The organism is Pedobacter sp. B4419, from assembly GCF_059693725.1.
Genome location: NZ_JCASSL010000002.1, coordinates 817,054 through 834,807, shown reverse-complemented (window position 1 = coordinate 834,807; position 17,754 = coordinate 817,054). Strand labels below are relative to the sequence as shown.

Genomic DNA, 17,754 nt, shown 5'->3' with positions numbered 1-17,754 from the left:
CCTAACGAATCTGCTCTATATTATGCCTCAATCTAATTGTCATCTCACGGCTATTTGTCAAAACTATAGGCAAAATAAAACATCAGACTTCCTTTTAAACTTAGTTAAATGAAAAAAACTCTACTCATTTGTCTTCTTGTGCTTTTTGCTTTCCAGCTTCGTGCTGCCGACTACTATTGGGTAGGCGGTGCGGGTAGCTGGACCGACCTTAACCATTGGGCCTCCACTTCTGGTGGGGTAGCCAACAAGTCTATTGTACCTGGTACAGGCGACGATGTTTATTTCGACGCCAATAGTGGCTTGGCCAACAATACCTTGATCACATTGCCCACTTCTGGTCATGCAGTTTGTCGTAACATGTCGTGGAATGGCGTGACCACGGCAGCTATTTTTAGGAACACAGGCAGTTTCCAATTGCAAGTTTATGGTAACTTAGAATTAGCCGCTTCCGTACGTTACGCCATCATGTCCCTCAACTTTGTGGGTAGTGCTAATGCTACGTTTCGAACCAACGGTGCAGCTAGGATTAACCAAGCAGGTTACTACAATTCATTTGCGGTTAACAAAACAGGAGGTGCATCAGTTAAACTGTTAGATGCCATTTCAGGTGACTTAGCGGTGCAAAATATTAACCTTATTACAGGTCTCTTGGATTTATCAGGAAACACTCACACCATTACCAATCTAAATGCAGCAGGAGCTACAGTGAGAAGCTTGAACATTAGCAATGCCAATATTGCAGTAGGAGGTACCTGGGATACCAGGGGATCAAATATGACCCTTACGGCAACAGGGTCTACCATTACCACTGATATGTTCCACGCTACTGGTTTAACTTTTGCAAAAGTGACTGCAACGAGGAATAATCCAGACATGGAGATCAATAGCAATACCTTTAATGAGTTGATATTAGCGGCTGAAGTAGCGCCAATAGGTACACAAAGGATAGGCGCAAGCAATACCATTAACCGTTTAGAGTTTAAAGGTGGAGGTCGTATTGCTGGTGCTGGCAACGTGATTGGCACCATGGTATTGGCCCCAGGAAAAGGCTATATCTTTCATGGCAATAACACCATTACCACGGCATTGCAAGGCAACACGCCAGATTGTGATGCTCTGGGCGAATTGAGGGGAGCAGATGCCAACGCTAAATTAACTTTTAATGCAGGCGCAACAGCAGATATCCGAAATGCTTTAATTTCGAGCCTTACAGTGGTGGGTAGCATTACACCTATTGCGGTAGTGGGTGAAGACGGAGGCGGCAATATTGGTTTTAACATTACGCCAAGAACTGGTGGTAACGCTACCCTATATTGGGTAGGTGGCGGTGGCGACTGGAACGATAAAGCACATTGGAGCTACACCAGTGGTGGCGCAGGTGGTGCTTGCGTACCCTTTACTACTGATAATGTAGTGTTTGACGCCAATAGTGGTTTTACCGCTGCCAACAAAACCGTAACAGGTACCAGTACCATTAGATGTCATGACATGACATGGACCAATGTAACGAACTCGCCGATATTAGACATTGGTGCTTATACCATGGAAATATATGGTTCTATTGAATTAGACCCAACACTTACCCTTGCTTCTGCAAATACACAGTATGTAAGAGGCATGATCCAATTAAAAGGTACCGAAGCCTCTACCTTTAAATCAAAAGGCGCAAGCTTAGGTAACCCTTTATTCAATATTGATAAAACAGGTGTTAATGGTGGAATGACCATTTTAGATGACCTGACCTTTCCCGCATGTAGTTTAAGAGTGGCCAGCGGTAAGTTGTTAATGCCTGGTCGTATCATCAACATTGCAGAGATCAGAAGTCAATCGACCTTGGTGCGTACCATAGATTTTAGCAACAGTACCATTACCGTAAATGACTGGGCTAACGACTCCAGAAACTGTACGTTTGTAAACAATGCGGCAGGTTCTTTCATCACTGCTCAGGTTTTCTTTATTTCAAATGGATTAACTTATCCAAAAGTACACCTGAACACCATTTTAAATGCCGTTAACATTACGGGTACCACGATTAATGAGTTGGTATTTACCAACACCAGTCCTACCTCGTCGCTATTTGCGTTAAGCGGTGCAGGTGGTAATACCATTGGCACCTTAGATATAAGGAGTGGTGGTGTCACCATTATGGGGAACAATACCATTACTAACTTATTATTAACCCCAGCACGTACCTATAATTTCCGTAACAGACAAACCATTAACGGACTTTTTCGTTTCAATAATCCTGATTGCGAAGGTTTAGGCGAAATGAGAGGTTTTGAGGGCACCTCGCCAACCTTAAACTTTGGCCCAGCAGCCACATTAGATGTTAACAATGTGTATGTACAAAACATGGCGGCTACAGGTAGTGGTGTACCCATCACTGTAGCAGGTGCCGACGCAGGTGGTAACACAGGCTTTGTATTTACTTCTTCTACAGGAGGTGCACGTTATTGGGTAGGTGGCGCTGGCGATTGGAATGACTCTGCACATTGGAGTACCACCAGCGGCGGTGCAGGCGGGGCTTGTGTACCCACCGTAAGCAACGATGTATTTTTTAATGCCAATAGCTTTACCGCAGGGAGCAATGCTGTCACCATTTCGCAAGGTAACGCCTATTGCCGTAACATGGATTGGACAGGGGTAACCAATGCCCCTACTTTTACCAAACCTGGAACGCTTACTTTAGAAATTTGGGGCAACTTGGTGTTAAGTCCTGCATTAAATCCTAACATTAGGGTAGCTTTTATGGGACCTGCTAATGCCACCTTTACCCCTGCTAATGCCACCTTGGGTACCTTTAGCATGGATATTATTAAACCTATTGGCAGTAGCTTAACGTTTACACAAGACTATAACAACCCTAACGCAGTAATTGTATTGAACAGTGGGGAGCTTAACCTCAATGGTCGTACCATTACCGCATCGGTAATTACCGATAACTCAGGTACACAAGCCACCAGTCTCGACGTTAGAAATGCCAATATTAATGCCAACTGGCAATATACAGGCACCAGCAAAACCTTACAGGCCACAGGTTCAAATATCAAGGCAGGTATTTTTAGGGTAAATGCGGGTACTTACGACAAAGTAGAAGTGCTTGCCACAAGTTCTAGCAATGTGGCCATCTTAAATACCACCATTGCTGACCTTTTGTTTAGCAATGCCGCAGGAACCTCACAAGCTTATATTGGCGCCAACAACACCATCGGTCGCTTAGAGTTTAAAGGAAAAGGTGCCATTAGTGGCACCGGAAATACCATCGAAACCTTGATTTTTGCCCCAGGTAAAGTATATACTTTCCTAAGTGGATCTACTACCACCATTACTAAAGATTGGTTTGGTAGCGGTACCCCTTGTAACCTTACCGAAATCAACAGTTCTACTACAGGCGCATTTACCGTAAACAAAACCACGGGCACTGTAGAGTTTGATTATGTTAGGTTACGCAACATTACTGCCACAGGCACTACGCCATTTAAAGCTTTAGAGCACTCTGAAGATTTAGGTGGCAATACCAATTGGTCTATTTTACCTTATAACAATACCACACCTATCCTTGGCTTAGGTACCGATAAAACTTTATGTGCCGATGCCTTTCCTTATACCATTAAGACTGACGGTTTCTTCGCCTCGCCAATGGCCACTTTCGCTTGGGGCGATGGCAGTACAGGGTCAACTTTGGTGGCAGCAGGGCCAGGTACTTATACCGTAACGGTAAGCTATCCTGATGGTTGCTCACGTACCGACGAAATTGTATTGACCAAAAGCGATGTGGTGATTGCACCTATTACCGGTACGGCTAACGTATGTGCCACAGCGACCACTACCTTAAGCTCGGCCACTACCGGTGGCGTATGGAGCAGCAGCAATACCGCTGTAGCTACCGTAAGTACTACAGGCGTAGTTACTGGTGTTACTGCAGGTACAGCTGATATTATTTATACCGTAACCAATGGCAATGGCTGCGTAGGCACCATACAACAAACCGTGACGGTAAATGCCATGCCAGTAGTAGCCACTACTACAGGCGCAAGCTCGCTATTTGTTGGCGACAACATCACTTTAGCCAACACTACACCAGGTGGGGTATGGAGCAGCAGCAATACCGCTATTGCTACCGTTGATGTAAACGGCATAGTGACAGGGGTAGCAGCAGGTACGGCCAACATTATTTATACCGTAACAGGTACTGGAAACTGTGTAGCAACCAACACACATGCCATTACCGTTGACGCTTTTGATCCCGCAAAACGTGTATTAAGCGTGACCAAAACCACTGATGCCGCAGAACCAATTACGAACGGTGCTTTTGCCATCAGCTTACCAACAGGGGTAAATGCCCTTGAAAATATTACCGTTACCTATGCCGTAACAGGTACGGCTACCGCAGGCAGTGATTATACTGCCTTAACAGGCACGGCCACCATTTTGGCGGGCCAAAACAGTGTATCGGTTCCAGTAAATGTAGTGGACGATTCACAGATAGAACCTACAGAAACGGTGATTTTAACCTTATCTGCGGGAACCTCTACCACCTATACCTACACCCTTAGCCCTACGGCAAACAACGCTACGCTAAACATTAGCGATGATGATGACTTGCCAGCTAACCGTGTGTTAAGCGTAACCGCACAACTAAATGCCAACGAGCCTAATAACACTGGTACCTTTACCGTGGCTTTGCCAACAGGCGTATTGGCCCCTGAAAACATTACGGTAGCTTACACGCTAAGCGGTAGTGCAGTAAATGGTACCGATTACCAAAACCTTACCGGTACAGCTACCATTTTAGCGGGTCAAAACAATGTAGTGATCGACGTAACCGCTATTGATGACCAAATTATTGAACAAACCAAAGACATTATATTAACGCTTACAGGCGGTACCACCACCAGTTCGGGAACCTTTGGAGTGCATGCAACCGATGGCGTGGCTACCCTTTTGCAAGCAGATAACGATTACACGGCAGCTACCAGATTATTGGCGGTAACCAGCAATGGCAATGCGGCAGAGCCTGGTACGCATAGCGGCTTTACCATTAGCTTGCCTACTGGTTACGTAAGTGCATTGCCAATTACGGTAACTTACGCCTTGAGTGGTACGGCTACTTACGGTGCCGACTACAGTAGCGGTTCGGCCACTACGGTGACCTTGCCTGCGGGGCAAAACAGCGTAAACGTTCCGATCAATGTCATCAACGATGGAATTATTGAACCTACGGAAACGGTTACCCTAACCATTACCAGTGGGGTGGCTATGCAAGGCGCTACGACCGTGTTTAGCTTTACACCTAACCCAACGGCACCTAATGCCAGCATGAACATTGCGGATGATGACAACACGGCAAGCAACAGAACCTTATCGGTAAGCGCACAAAACGGTGCCGAACCAGCCGCCAACGGCCGCTTTACCGTGAGCTTGCCTACTGGCATTACAGCAACAGAAAACATCAACCTTACTTATAACCTGAGCGGTACCGCTACTTCAGCAACTGACTATAAAGCGATTGCAGGTGCCATTGTGATCCCAGCAGGACAAAACAGTGTAGAAGTACCGCTGATTGTTATTGATGATAAGGTGATAGAAGGTACGGAAACGGCGATCTTTAACCTGACCAGCGGTACTTCGACCAACTTTAACTTTACGGCATCCGCTTCGGCAAATAGCGCCACTGCGCAAATTGCAGACGATGACGCGGCGGCAAATACCACCGTGGTTTTGTTAACCAAAGTATCAGATGCGGTAGAAGGTGGTGCGGCAGGACAGTATAGAATTTCATTGCCTCCTGGCGTAACCAGTGCCGAAGCCATTACCATTAACTATACCACCGCAGGTACGGCGACTACTCCTGCCGACTATAGCTTAGGAAATGTAACGGGTAACCAAGTGATCATCCCAGCGGGAGATAATGAAGTATTTGTGAATGTAAATGCGCTTGCTGATGCAGTGGTGGAAGGTCCTGAAACAGTGATCTTAAACCTTACCTCGGCATCCTCGCCATCAACTGCTTATACCATTGATCCAACAGGTAATGGTGCAGTAGTAACCATTGTAGACATGACCAGCACGAGCAGTACGGCATTACAGTTAACTGCTGCGGTGAATGGTGCCGAGCCAGCAGCTAATGGCAGCTTTACCATTAGTTTAGTTGGAGGTGCAACCTCAACCTTCCCTATTACGGTAGGCTATAGCTTATCGGGCAATGCCATTGCAGGACAAGATTATAAGAACTTTGGCACCATCACCATTCCTGCCAATCAAAATAGTGTGACCATTCCTGTAGAAATTTTGGACGACAAGATCATCGAGGGTACGGAAACCATGACGTTCACCATCCTATCGGGCAGTGCCATTAATGGTGGTACCGCTTATACTTTCCCAGCGGCTTCGGCATTGGGCATCGCCGTGACGATTACCGATGATGATACAGCAGCTGGCAACCGCGTATTGGCCGTAGCCAAAACAGCAGATGCGGCCGAGCCTGATCAAGCAGGTAGCTTTACCGTTAGTTTGCCTACAGGTTATACCTCAAGTAGCAACATTACCCTTAGCTACACCATGAGCGGTACGGCCACTCGCAATACCGATTATACCATTGCTACCGTAACCCTACCTGCAAACACCAATAGCCTAACCCTGCCTGTGTTGGTAATTGATGATCAATTATTAGAACCTACAGAAACGGTAACCTTGACCTTGAATAACTCGGCAGACGGAAACGGATTTACGTATACACCAGCTTCAGGCGCAAATGCAGCTACCTTGAACATTGCCGATGATGATAACACGCCAGCCAACAGAATGTTGAGCGTTACAGCCAATGCCAACGCCACTGAAGGCGGTACCGCAGGAAGCTTTATCATTAAATTACCAGCAGGCATTAACGCCGCCAGCAACACGACCGTGAACTATACCGTAGGAGGTACGGCAACCGGCGTGCTTGATTATGCGGCACTTACTGGAACCGCCACCATCCTTGCGGGTCAAAATAGCGTATCTGTAACGGTTACGCCAGTAGATGATAATGTTATAGAACCTACGGAAACCGTGACCTTAACCATTACGGGCGGTACAGATGGCACAAACGCTTATACCGCTGCCGTAGGTAGCGAAACGGCTTCGATAGACATTATTGATAATGATGCGAACGTAGACGCGAAGCGGACCTTGGCCATTGTAAGAACCGCACATGCCGCAGAGCCAGCAACCAATGGTGGCTTTAGAGTTCAGTTGCCTACAGGCATCACTTCGGCTGAAGACGTAACGGTGAACTATACCGTAGCAGGAACCGCTACGGCAGGAGCCGATTATAAAGCCTTAACGGGTACTATTGTATTGCCAGCGGGACAAAACCAAGTGGCCTTGCCCGTAGAGGTAATTGATGACCAGGTGATGGAGGTCATTAACGAAACCGTTATTGTGACCTTAACCGATGGGGCTTCACCTAGCTTTGCTTTCCCAATTACTGCAGTAGCGGCACAAAAATCAACCAGTTTAAATATTACGGATGATGACAATACAGCGGCCAACAGAACACTAACCCTGACTAAAATAGCCGACGCAGCTGAACCAAGCACCAACGGAATGTTCCGCGTGAGCCTTCCGCCTAATGTCCTTTGTGCAGTAAACGTCAACATCACTCAATTTACGAATGGAAGCACAGCTACAGCAGGTACAGATTACCAAGGAATAAGCCCCGTGGTTCTCCTAGCGGGCCAAAACTATGTAGATATTCCCGTTAAGGTGATTGATGATAAAATCATTGAAAATACAGAAACGGTAAGAATGGCCCTTTCAGGAACAGGTACTGCTGGCTTCCCTTACACCTTCACTTTGAATACTACACCAGTAGTGATGAACCTTACGGATGATGATAACATCCCAGCAAATAGGATCGTGAATGCTAGCGTAAACCGTAATGGTGCAGAAGGTGGCAGTGGCTTGAGGTTCGATTTCACCTTGCCTCCAGGCATCAGTTTATCAGAACAGGCAACCATTAACTTTACCGTTACGGGTAGTGCCACGAAAGGGGTAGATTATACGCCGTTAGCGTCGCAGTTTGATGGTGTGGTGAATATCTCGCCTAATTCTACTGGCGGTGCCGCTATTGTTGCCAATGTGGTAGACGACGCGATCATCGAAGGAATGGAAGATGTGATCATTACCATTAACAGCGTAACCAGCCCTAGCTTTAACTTCACCTTTGGAGGTCCAGCTACAGGTACCATTACAGATAACGATAATTTGCCTGCCAATTTAGTTTTGGCGGCAACTAAAACCGCTGATGCGGTGGAAGGGGGTGCCAATGGCGAATTTACCATTAGTCTACCAGGTACTGCTGCCACAGCAACCGAAGCCATTACCGTGAATTATACCTTAACCGGTACCGCAAACAATGGCACTGACTATACCGCCTTAACAGGTTCGGTAGTGATCCCAGCAGGTGACCACGAAGTGAAGATCCCAATAAGTGCAAACTTGGATCAAATTATTGAAGGGAACGAAACGGTGATCTTGACCATTACAGGTGGCAACTCAACCAGTTTTGCCTTCACCCCAAGTACCACCAGTGCAAGTGCTACGGTGAACATTACCGATGCCACCAACACGCCTGCTAACCGTACCTTGAGCATTGCCAAGTTAAATGATGCTGCCGAACCAGGTACTTCGGGCCGTGTAAGCATTGCCTTGCCAACAGGCATTACCGCTACCGAAAACATCAGCGTAAGCTACACCGTAGGTGGTACCGCCACTGCGGGAACAGATTATGCGGCCTTATCTGGTACGGCAACCATCTTGGCAGGACAAAATGGGGTAATTGTTCCAATTAGTGTGATCGACGATCAATTGATCGAGCAAACAGAAACCGTGAGCTTAACGCTCGTTAGCGGTACCAGCACTAACTTTGCCTTTACCGCTGCGGGCAACGTAACGGTAAACATTGCCGATGACGATAACATCCCAGCTAACCTGGTATTAAATGTGACCAAAACGGCAGATGCCGCAGAACCTTCAACACCTGGTAATTTCAATATTGCCTTGCCGGCGGGCATTACAGTGCCTACAGACATTACAGTGAACTATACCGTAACGGGTACAGCTGCCGCAGGATCAGATTATACTGCCTTTACCGGTGTGGCTACCATCCCTGCGGGAAGTAACAGCGTAGACCTCGCCTTAAACGTAATTGATGACCAAGAAGTAGAAGGTGCCGAGACCGTAACCCTTACGGTAACTTCGGGTACAGCAACAGGCTTGGTATTTACCGCAGGTACCAGCGAAACCATAGACCTTGCGGATGACGATAACATTCCTGCAAACTTGGTCGTGACCATTGCCAAAGCAACAGATGCGACAGAGCCAGCAACCGATGGCCGTTTCAGCGTGAGCTTACCAGCAGGTGTTACCCTGTCGGAAGACATTACAGTAAATTACACCGTAGCAGGTACGGCAACCGCAGGAACAGATTATACTGCGCTTTCGGGTACGGTAACCATTCCGGCAGGACAAAACTCGGTGAATGTACCGGTACTTATCATCGATGATCAAACCATTGAAGGTACCGAAACGGTAAGCGCCACCTTAACCAGTGCTACTTCAACCAGCTTTAGCCTATCGGCTAGTGGTAGTGCTACGGTAAACATTGTAGATGACGAAAACACCGTTGCCAACAGAACGTTAACCATTGCCAAAACTGCTGATGCTGCGGAGCCTACAAGCAATGGCAACTTCGCCATCAGCTTGCCAACAGGCATTACCGCTAACGAAAACATCACGGTGAACTATACCGTGGGCGGTACGGCTGTCGCAGGCACTGATTACACCGCGCTTTCGGGTACGGCAACCATTTTAGCAGGCCAAAATTCGGTAGCTATTACGGTAACGCCAAGCGACGACAGCATCATTGAGGGAGACGAAACAGTGATTGCTGCCTTAACCGGAGCTGCGTCGACTAGTTTTACCTTTACGGCTGCTAGCAATGCCACGGTAACCATCGCAGATGACGACAATAGCCCGGCCAACCGTGTAGTGAGCATCAGCAAAACAGCAGACGCCACAGAACCTGCAAGCAATGGCAACTTTGCCATCAGCCTGCCTGCTGGAATTACGGCAACGGAGAATATCACCGTAAACTATAGCGTAGCTGGAACTGCTACTGCCGGAACAGATTATACGGCGCTTTCGGGCAGTGCCACCATTTTAGCAGGCCAAAATTCGGTAGCTATTACGGTAACGCCAAGCGATGACAGCATCATTGAAGGAAATGAAACAGTTATTGCTACCTTAACCGGAGCTACATCGACTAGTTTTGCCTTCACGGCTGCTGGCAACGCGACGGTAACCATCGCAGATGACGACAATAGCCCGGCCAACCGTGTAGTGAGCATCACTAAAACAGCAGATGCGGCAGAGCCTGCCACCAACGGCAGTTTCGCCATCAGCTTGCCTGCTGGAATTACGGCAACAGAAAATATTACCGTAAACTATACTGTAGCAGGTAGTGCCACAGCCGGAACAGATTATACCGCGCTGTCGGGCAGTGCAACCATCTTAGCAGGCCAAAATTCGGTAGCTATTACGGTAACGCCAAGCGACGACAGCATCATTGAAGGAAATGAAACAGTGATTGCCACCTTAACTGGAGCTACGTCGACTAGTCTTGCTTTCACGGCTACTGGCAACGCGACGGTAACTATCGCAGATGATGACAATACAACTGTCAACCGCATCTTGAGCATCACTAAAACAGCCGATGCGGCAGAGCCTGCCACCAATGGCAGCTTCGCCATCAGCTTGCCTGCTGGAGTTACAGCAACAGAAAACATTACCGTAAACTATAGCGTAGCCGGAACTGCTACGGCAGGAACAGATTATACTGCTTTGAGCGGATCAGCTGTGATCTCTAGAGGTCAGAATTCGGTAGCTGTTCCATTATTGGTAATAGATGATAACATTTATGAAGTAGCCAAAACGGTGAGCCTAACCTTAACTGGGGCAACATCGTCGAGCTTTACTTTTACAGTTTCGGCAAGCAATGCTACGGCAAGTGCTACGATTACCGATGATGACAAGATGGATCAGGCGATCACCTTCGCTGCTTTGCCTGTTAAGATTTTGGGCGATCCAACCTTTACCTTAAATGCAGCTGGTGGTGCTTCAGGAAATCCGGTAACCTATACCAGTTCAAATCCTGCAGTAGCAACTATTGTTGGCAATGTAGTGACCATTGTAGGCGTAGGCAATACCACGATTACGGCTTCGCAGGCTGGCAATGCAATTTATCATGCCGCAACCGATGTAGCACAGGTATTAACGGTTATACCGCCACTCAATACGGCACCAACATTGGCTACGATTAACAATCAGCAGCTTTGTTTAACGGCCACGCCACAAACACTGGCCCTAACTGGCATTACCGCCGGAACTGAGACCAGCCAAACCACTACCTTAAGTGTAAGCAGCAACAATCCGACCTTGTTTACCACGCTTTCGGTAACGCCAACAACTGCAGGAAATGCTTCACTAAACTATACTTTAAACGGTAAGGCAGGTACAGCAACCATCACGGTAACTGTTAAAGACAATGGGGGTACCTTAAACGGCGGTCAAGATACCTTTACCCGTACCTTTACCCTAACCGTTTCGCCATTGCCACAAGTAAGCATTACGGCGGCGCCTGGAACAAGCGTGAGCAAAGGCCAAACCATTGCATTAACCGCCGACGGTGCTTCAACCTATGTTTGGGCAAATGCGGCCGGTATCATCAGTGGTCAAAACTCGGCTACCTTAACCGTACGTCCGGCGCAAACCACCACTTATACCGTAACAGGAACCAGCGCAGCTGGCTGTACTAGCACCGCCACCATTACCATTACGGTAAATGAGGATTATAACCTGGTGGCCAACAACGTGCTTACGCCAAACGGCGACGGCAAAAACGACTTCTTTGTGGTTAAAAACATCGATATGTATCCTAACAACGAGGTGCGCATCATCGACCGTGCAGGAAGGGCAGTGTACACCAAAAAAGGTTATACCAATGATTGGGACGGTACCTTAAACGGCAAGCGCCTTGATGAGAATACCTATTACTACATCATCGACCTTGGAAACGGAGTGAAGCCGATCAAAGGATTTATCACAATTGTTAGAAATAATTAATACATCGCAACAATGAAGACAATTAAAAGGAATATAGGAAAGACAATGTTCAGATGGGTTGCCATACTGATCATGTTGATAGCTAGCTCTGTAGCAAGCCAGGCTCAGCTCAATCCAATGAGCATGGGCTACTTTCAAAACCAATACCTGAACAACCCGGCCATGGCCGGACTGCAGCAAAGATTAGTACTGAATGCCGGCTTGCGCCAGCAGTTCAGTACCTTGCCAGGCTTGCCTTTTACACAATTTATAACTGCCGACTACGGGTTTGCAGGCAAGAGTGCATTTGGCTTACAGGTGAATAACGATAAAGCCGGACTGTTGAAGCGCACCCGCGCAGTAGCTAGCTATGCTTATCACTTGCCATTGAATGAGGGGAGCCGCCACTTGAGCTTTGGCCTTTCAGTGTCATTTGCCGACGATAACATCAACCTTGATGCGCTTAAAGGGGATAGCGACGATCAGGAAGTGTATAACGTAAACCAGCGCGAAACTTATCTGGATGCAGATTTTGGGGTGGCTTACCGTTCTGATGGGCTCCAGGTTCAGGGCGTAGTGACCAATTTAAAGCGTGTATTGAAAAAAGACGATTACAAAACCGCCGATCTGCCCTTGTTTTTTACTTCGGTAAGCTACCGCATTCCTGCCGGTTTTGCAATGCTAGAGCCTAAGGTGGTTTATAGAGGCGTAAAAGGCTTTGATAACCTGCTCGATGCGGGAGTAAGCCTCGAATTCAATTCGCCGGCCGTGAACAAGCTGAATGCGCTTGTGCTTTATCATAATGCAGGCAGCGTTACTTTTGGAGTAGGCATCAATTGGAACAACAAACTGGCCATCAATACCATGTACACCACCAATACCTCGCCATTGCAGGGTTATACTGCTGGCGATTATGAGCTGGGCATCAGCTACAGTTTGTTTAACAAATAAAGCCCTTAGCTACTAAGCATAGCTTAACCCCTGGTTGCATAAGGCAACCGGGGGTTTCTTAGTAACGATTTTCAGGAAAACGCAGTTGTGAAACGCAATTGCCAAGAAAACCAGGCTTTCTGTTAACACAGTAAAAAACCACCATCCATAGACCCCGCCAGCCAAAATAATATTCTTCATATTTAGATGAAGGTGAGGCCATTATCACAAGCAAACTGGTAAAAGGGGTCAGCATACTCCTTCGGACTGTTTTTAACAGCGTTTTAGGTTACTCCTTTGTTACTTTGCTTTTGTAAGCAATTGGGTTAAAATTCAGTATTCTATTCCGGCCATTTTGCAAAGATGGTTTAAAAATTTAGGCAAGCACTAGGATTAGGAAAACAAAGGAATAAAGCCGTAATTTGCAGCATAAAGACCCTTGTTAGCTTGAGCATGTACAAAAAGATTTTAGGATTGATTTGCCTCTTTTGCCTTTGCGCATTATTGCCCGCGAAGGCGCAGCAAGTTCCTTTAAATACCGACAGCCTGCAACAAACACTGTTTACAGACAGCCTGGATTCTGCTTCCCTGCAGGTTGTAATGCCTGATACCCTTACGCCTAAAATCCTAATGCCACTGGATTCTCTAACCAAGGCATCGATTATAGACAGCTTGAGCAAAGGCTATGGATTTCCCAAGCTTGATTTTGAAGCTTTGAGAAAAGATTTCCTCTTGCGTTCTGTAAACAAGGATCCGCGCCAGCGGGGAGATGTGCTACAAAAAGGGGAGTTATGGATTTTAGGGGTGATTGCCTTGTTGCTGATCGCATTTGCAGGTTTAAAGTATGCCTTTTCTAAACAGCTTGCAGCTATTGTACAATCGTTTTTTAGCAATAGGATCTTAGGCAACCTCAACAAAGAAGACAACCTTTTTACCTCTTGGCCCTTTTTGCTGCTTTTTGTGCAGTTTGGATTCACTATTGGAATGTTCTTTTATTTGGCAGCCCAATACCAGGGCCTTAACTATGTGGCCAATGGCTTCCAGTTTTTTGTAACCATTTCTGTGGTGGTTATTGTGCTGTATGTGCTTAAAATTTTATTACTGCGCTTGTTAGGCTATGTCTTTAATATCCAAAAACCGGTTAGCGAATACGTATCTATATTATATTTAAGTTATTTTAATGCATCTTTATTGTTTATCCCTTTGGTGATTGCTTTTGCGCTTTCTCCCTTGAAATATGGGGCCTACTATATTGCCATAGCCATAATTTTGTTGGTGATAGTGTTTGTCTTTCAGTTTATAAGAGCCGGCGTAAATATTTTATCTCATTATAGGTTTTCTAAAATGTATTTATTTTTGTACTTTTGCACCCTCGAAATTTGCCCTATACTAATATTAATCAAGGCAATAGGATTCTAAGAGGTAAAATTTAAAATGCAGGAAAAGAAAGACGAAAGATTACGCAAGGTAAAAAGTATTCTGATCACTTTACCGAAGCCCGAAACAGAAAAATCACCCTATTTTGATCTGGCCAAGAAGTATAACTTGAAAATTGATTTCAGGTCGTTTATTCATGTAGAAGGCGTACCGGCAAGAGATTTTAGAAAAGATAAGATCAACTTGGCCGATTTTAGTGCGGTGGTGTTTACCAGCCGTAACGCGGTTGACCATTTCTTCAGGATTTGCGAAGAAATGAGGTATGAAGTGCCTGCAGACCTGAAATACTTCTGTATTTCTGAATCAACGGCTTTATATCTTCAAAAATACATCCAATACAGAAAACGCAAGATTTTCTTTGGCAAGCAAACAGCGGCCGATTTGGCCGAAGTGCTGAAAAAACATGCCGGAGAGAAATTTTTATATCCATGTTCTGACGTTGCAACGGAAGATACCATGAACTTTTTGCAAAAGAACGGCTACAATTTTACACCGGCTGTGCTTTTCAAAACCGTAGTGAGTGACCTATCTGATTTGGCCGACGTTTTTTATGATGTAATTGCCTTCTTCAGTCCCTCAAGTATCCAATCGCTCTACATTAATTTCCCCGATTTTAAGCAGAACAATACCCGTATCGCGGCTTTTGGCTCTAATACCAATAAGGCAGCAACAGAAGCGGGTCAGATTGTAGATATTGCGGCTCCATCTCCTGAAGCACCATCTATGATTATGGCAATAGAAAATTATATTAAAAAATCTAACAAGTAATAATCTACTATTTTTGTCGTTTAGTACTCTGACTTAAGAATTTTATTGCACAAAAGACAGGTACTGTATAGGTAATTAAATAATTTGATTTCAATAACTTAAGGTTAAAAATTTGCCTATAACGAAACCATTGATAAAATTAGGTGAGGTTAACACATTGTTTATTGCTTGTTTATTTTTGAATTATTCCTGATTTATTTACGTTAAATATTGTTTATATCAAGGATAATCGATAAAATTGCTATTAAAATTATTACAATCGCATAACTGATTTTATGAGGAAAATTTACCTTTTTAGTTTTTTCATCGTTTGTGCCTTTCTCGCCAGTTGCTCTGGAGGTAACCAAGGAGAGCTGGTAGGTGCATACAATAAAAAGTTCAGCAATAGGACTATTCCACTTGGAATGGTGTTTATTCCGCCAGGAAGAACTTTGATTGGTATGACTGATGAAGACATCAGTTTTTATGATGGTACAAGGAGTCGAATGACTTCTTTTTCTGCGTTTTATATGGACCAAACAGAGATTACCAACGCCGAATATAGGCAGTTTGTAAACTGGGTTCGCGATTCTGTAGCTATTTCTTCTTTGGGTACTTCTGGTGCCCCAACCCTTTATAAGGCTTTGCCACAAGCGGCCAATGGTGCAGGTACTATTCCTGGTGCGCAAAATATTGATTGGAAAAAGGTAGGCAACGGCAGCGTGTTATGGGGCAGAAATAGCCAATACAAAGCCAAATTGCAAAATATGTACTATGCCGGCAACGATGCTTTGCCTGGCAAAAATGAAATTGACGTTAGAAAATTGAGGTATGCTTATAGCTACCTGAGCCTAGACTTGGCTGCCGCGGGCAGAAACGACCCTACCAAAAGCAGACAGGATTTCATCGAAACTTATACAGACAATCCTACACCTGGAAAGGCAAACGAGCATCCTTCGATCAGCGTTTATCCTGATACCATGGTTTGGAAATTAGATTATTCTTACTCGCAAAACGATCCAATGGTTGAGGCTTATTTCAATCACCCGTCTTACGACCGTTATCCGGTAGTTGGCGTAAATTGGGATCAGGCGAATGCCTTCTGTAACTGGAGAACCGTTTTGTATTCGAATGTAGCTTCGGCCAGAAAATTGCCGCCAAACGGCAGGTTGAAATACAGGCTTCCAACAGAACAAGAATTTGAATATGCCGCTCGTGGTGGCAGAACACAAACCAAATATCCTTGGGGCGGTCCTTATATCAAAAACACCAAAGGCTGTTTACAGGCCAACTTTAAAGTGGGCAGAGGTAACTACACAGACGACGGTGGCTTATACACTGTTGATGCAAGAGCTTATTTGCCAAACGATTATGGCTTGTACAACATGGCAGGCAACGTAGCCGAATGGACCATTACTGCTTATAACAGATCGGCTACCAGCTTATTGCTAGATTTTAACCCTAACTACGTAAATACCGCCAAGGGCGCCAAAGTGGTAAGGGGTGGTTCATGGAAAGACATGGGCTTCTTCTTGCAGAACTCTGTTGGTACCTATGAATACCAAGACAAGGCGAGATCTTATATCGGCTTCCGTTGTGTATCTGATTTCCCTGGAAACGCACTAAACTAATTCAACTCTAAAAACTAAAACGAAACTTATTTAAGATTATGGCAGCAAAGAAACAACCAGGTTGGTTACACATTGCAATTTCCTGGGGCGCGAGTATAGTAATTATCGGAGCATTGGCTAAAATCCTTCACTTGGGTGGTTCAATGGCTAATTATTTGATTGGAGCTGGATTGGGTATTGAGGCCCTCTTGTTTTTCTTAACCGGATTTTTTCCTCCAGAACCAGAATTGCCTTGGGAGCGTGTATATCCAGAATTGGCGCCAGGTTACAATGGCGAATTGCCAAAAGCAACTGTTAGACCCGTTGCTACTTCAGGTTTCTCATCAAGCGCTGCTTTAGATAAGATGTTGGAAGATGCCAAAGTTGGTCCAGAATTAATCGAAAGCCTTGGCAATGGCCTGCGCACCTTTAGCGATAAAGTATCAACCATTTCTAATGTGGCTGATACGGTAGTGGCGACCAACGAATTCACTGGAAAAGTAAAAACTGCTTCTGCAAGTTTCGACAATTTGAGCACTGCTTTTGATAAGGCTACTGCACAATTGGTAGAAATGGGCAACAGCAATGCAGATACCAAAGCTTACCACGAACAAGTAAACAACTTAGCCAAAAACCTATCGGCTTTAAACGCGGTTTACGAACTGGAATTGCAAGGTTCAAGCGCGCACTTAAAATCGATGAACAAGTTTTACGAAAACCTGTCGTTAACGATGGGCAACTTCAACGATTCGATGGAAGATTCGAAACAGTTCAAGGATGAAGTAGGTAAATTAGCTAAAAACTTGGCTTCATTGAACGCTATCTACGGTAACATGCTTACCGCGATGAACCAACCACGTGTATAATCATTCATTCATTTTAATCG

General features: G+C 45.4%; 6 protein-coding genes. All 6 read left to right on the top strand.

Going from position 1 to position 17,754, the window contains the following annotated elements:
* Positions 1 to 108: 108 nt before the first annotated feature.
* Positions 109 to 12,165: a Calx-beta domain-containing protein gene (locus tag AC570H_RS15180; protein WP_497356283.1), complete on the top strand. Its 12,057-nt coding sequence runs from the start codon at positions 109 to 111 to the stop codon at positions 12,163 to 12,165.
* Positions 12,166 to 12,177: 12 nt separating this feature from the next.
* The gene (locus AC570H_RS15175) at positions 12,178 to 13,095 is read left to right on the top strand and encodes a PorP/SprF family type IX secretion system membrane protein (RefSeq protein ID WP_497356281.1); all 918 of its coding nucleotides are present in this window, start codon (positions 12,178 to 12,180) and stop codon (positions 13,093 to 13,095) included.
* 432 nt (positions 13,096 to 13,527) lie between these two features.
* Entirely contained in the window at positions 13,528 to 14,493 is a 966-nt protein-coding gene (locus tag AC570H_RS15170) for a DUF4271 domain-containing protein (RefSeq protein ID WP_497356279.1), read from the top strand.
* A gap of 15 nt (positions 14,494 to 14,508) precedes the next feature.
* A complete protein-coding gene (locus AC570H_RS15165) occupies positions 14,509 to 15,279 on the top strand; it encodes a uroporphyrinogen-III synthase (RefSeq protein WP_497356277.1) in 771 nt (256 codons plus the stop codon).
* 275 nt (positions 15,280 to 15,554) lie between these two features.
* Positions 15,555 to 16,889, top strand: a complete 1,335-nt coding sequence (gene porK / locus AC570H_RS15160) for a T9SS ring complex lipoprotein PorK/GldK (protein WP_497356275.1) — start codon at positions 15,555 to 15,557, stop codon at positions 16,887 to 16,889.
* Between the two features lie 38 nt (positions 16,890 to 16,927).
* A complete protein-coding gene (gene porL, locus AC570H_RS15155) occupies positions 16,928 to 17,734 on the top strand; it encodes a type IX secretion system motor protein PorL/GldL (protein WP_497356273.1) in 807 nt (268 codons plus the stop codon).
* Positions 17,735 to 17,754 lie beyond the last annotated feature (20 nt).

Excerpts from the sequence above, each read along its gene's own strand:
- AC570H_RS15180 (WP_497356283.1), top strand. The coding sequence starts at position 109 with ATGAAAAAAACTCTACTCATTTGTCTTCTTGTGCTTTTTGCTTTCCAG.
- AC570H_RS15175 (WP_497356281.1), top strand. The coding sequence starts at position 12,178 with ATGAAGACAATTAAAAGGAATATAGGAAAGACAATGTTCAGATGGGTT.
- AC570H_RS15170 (WP_497356279.1), top strand. The coding sequence starts at position 13,528 with ATGTACAAAAAGATTTTAGGATTGATTTGCCTCTTTTGCCTTTGCGCA.
- AC570H_RS15165 (WP_497356277.1), top strand. The coding sequence starts at position 14,509 with ATGCAGGAAAAGAAAGACGAAAGATTACGCAAGGTAAAAAGTATTCTG.
- porK (WP_497356275.1), top strand. The coding sequence starts at position 15,555 with ATGAGGAAAATTTACCTTTTTAGTTTTTTCATCGTTTGTGCCTTTCTC.
- porL (WP_497356273.1), top strand. The coding sequence starts at position 16,928 with ATGGCAGCAAAGAAACAACCAGGTTGGTTACACATTGCAATTTCCTGG.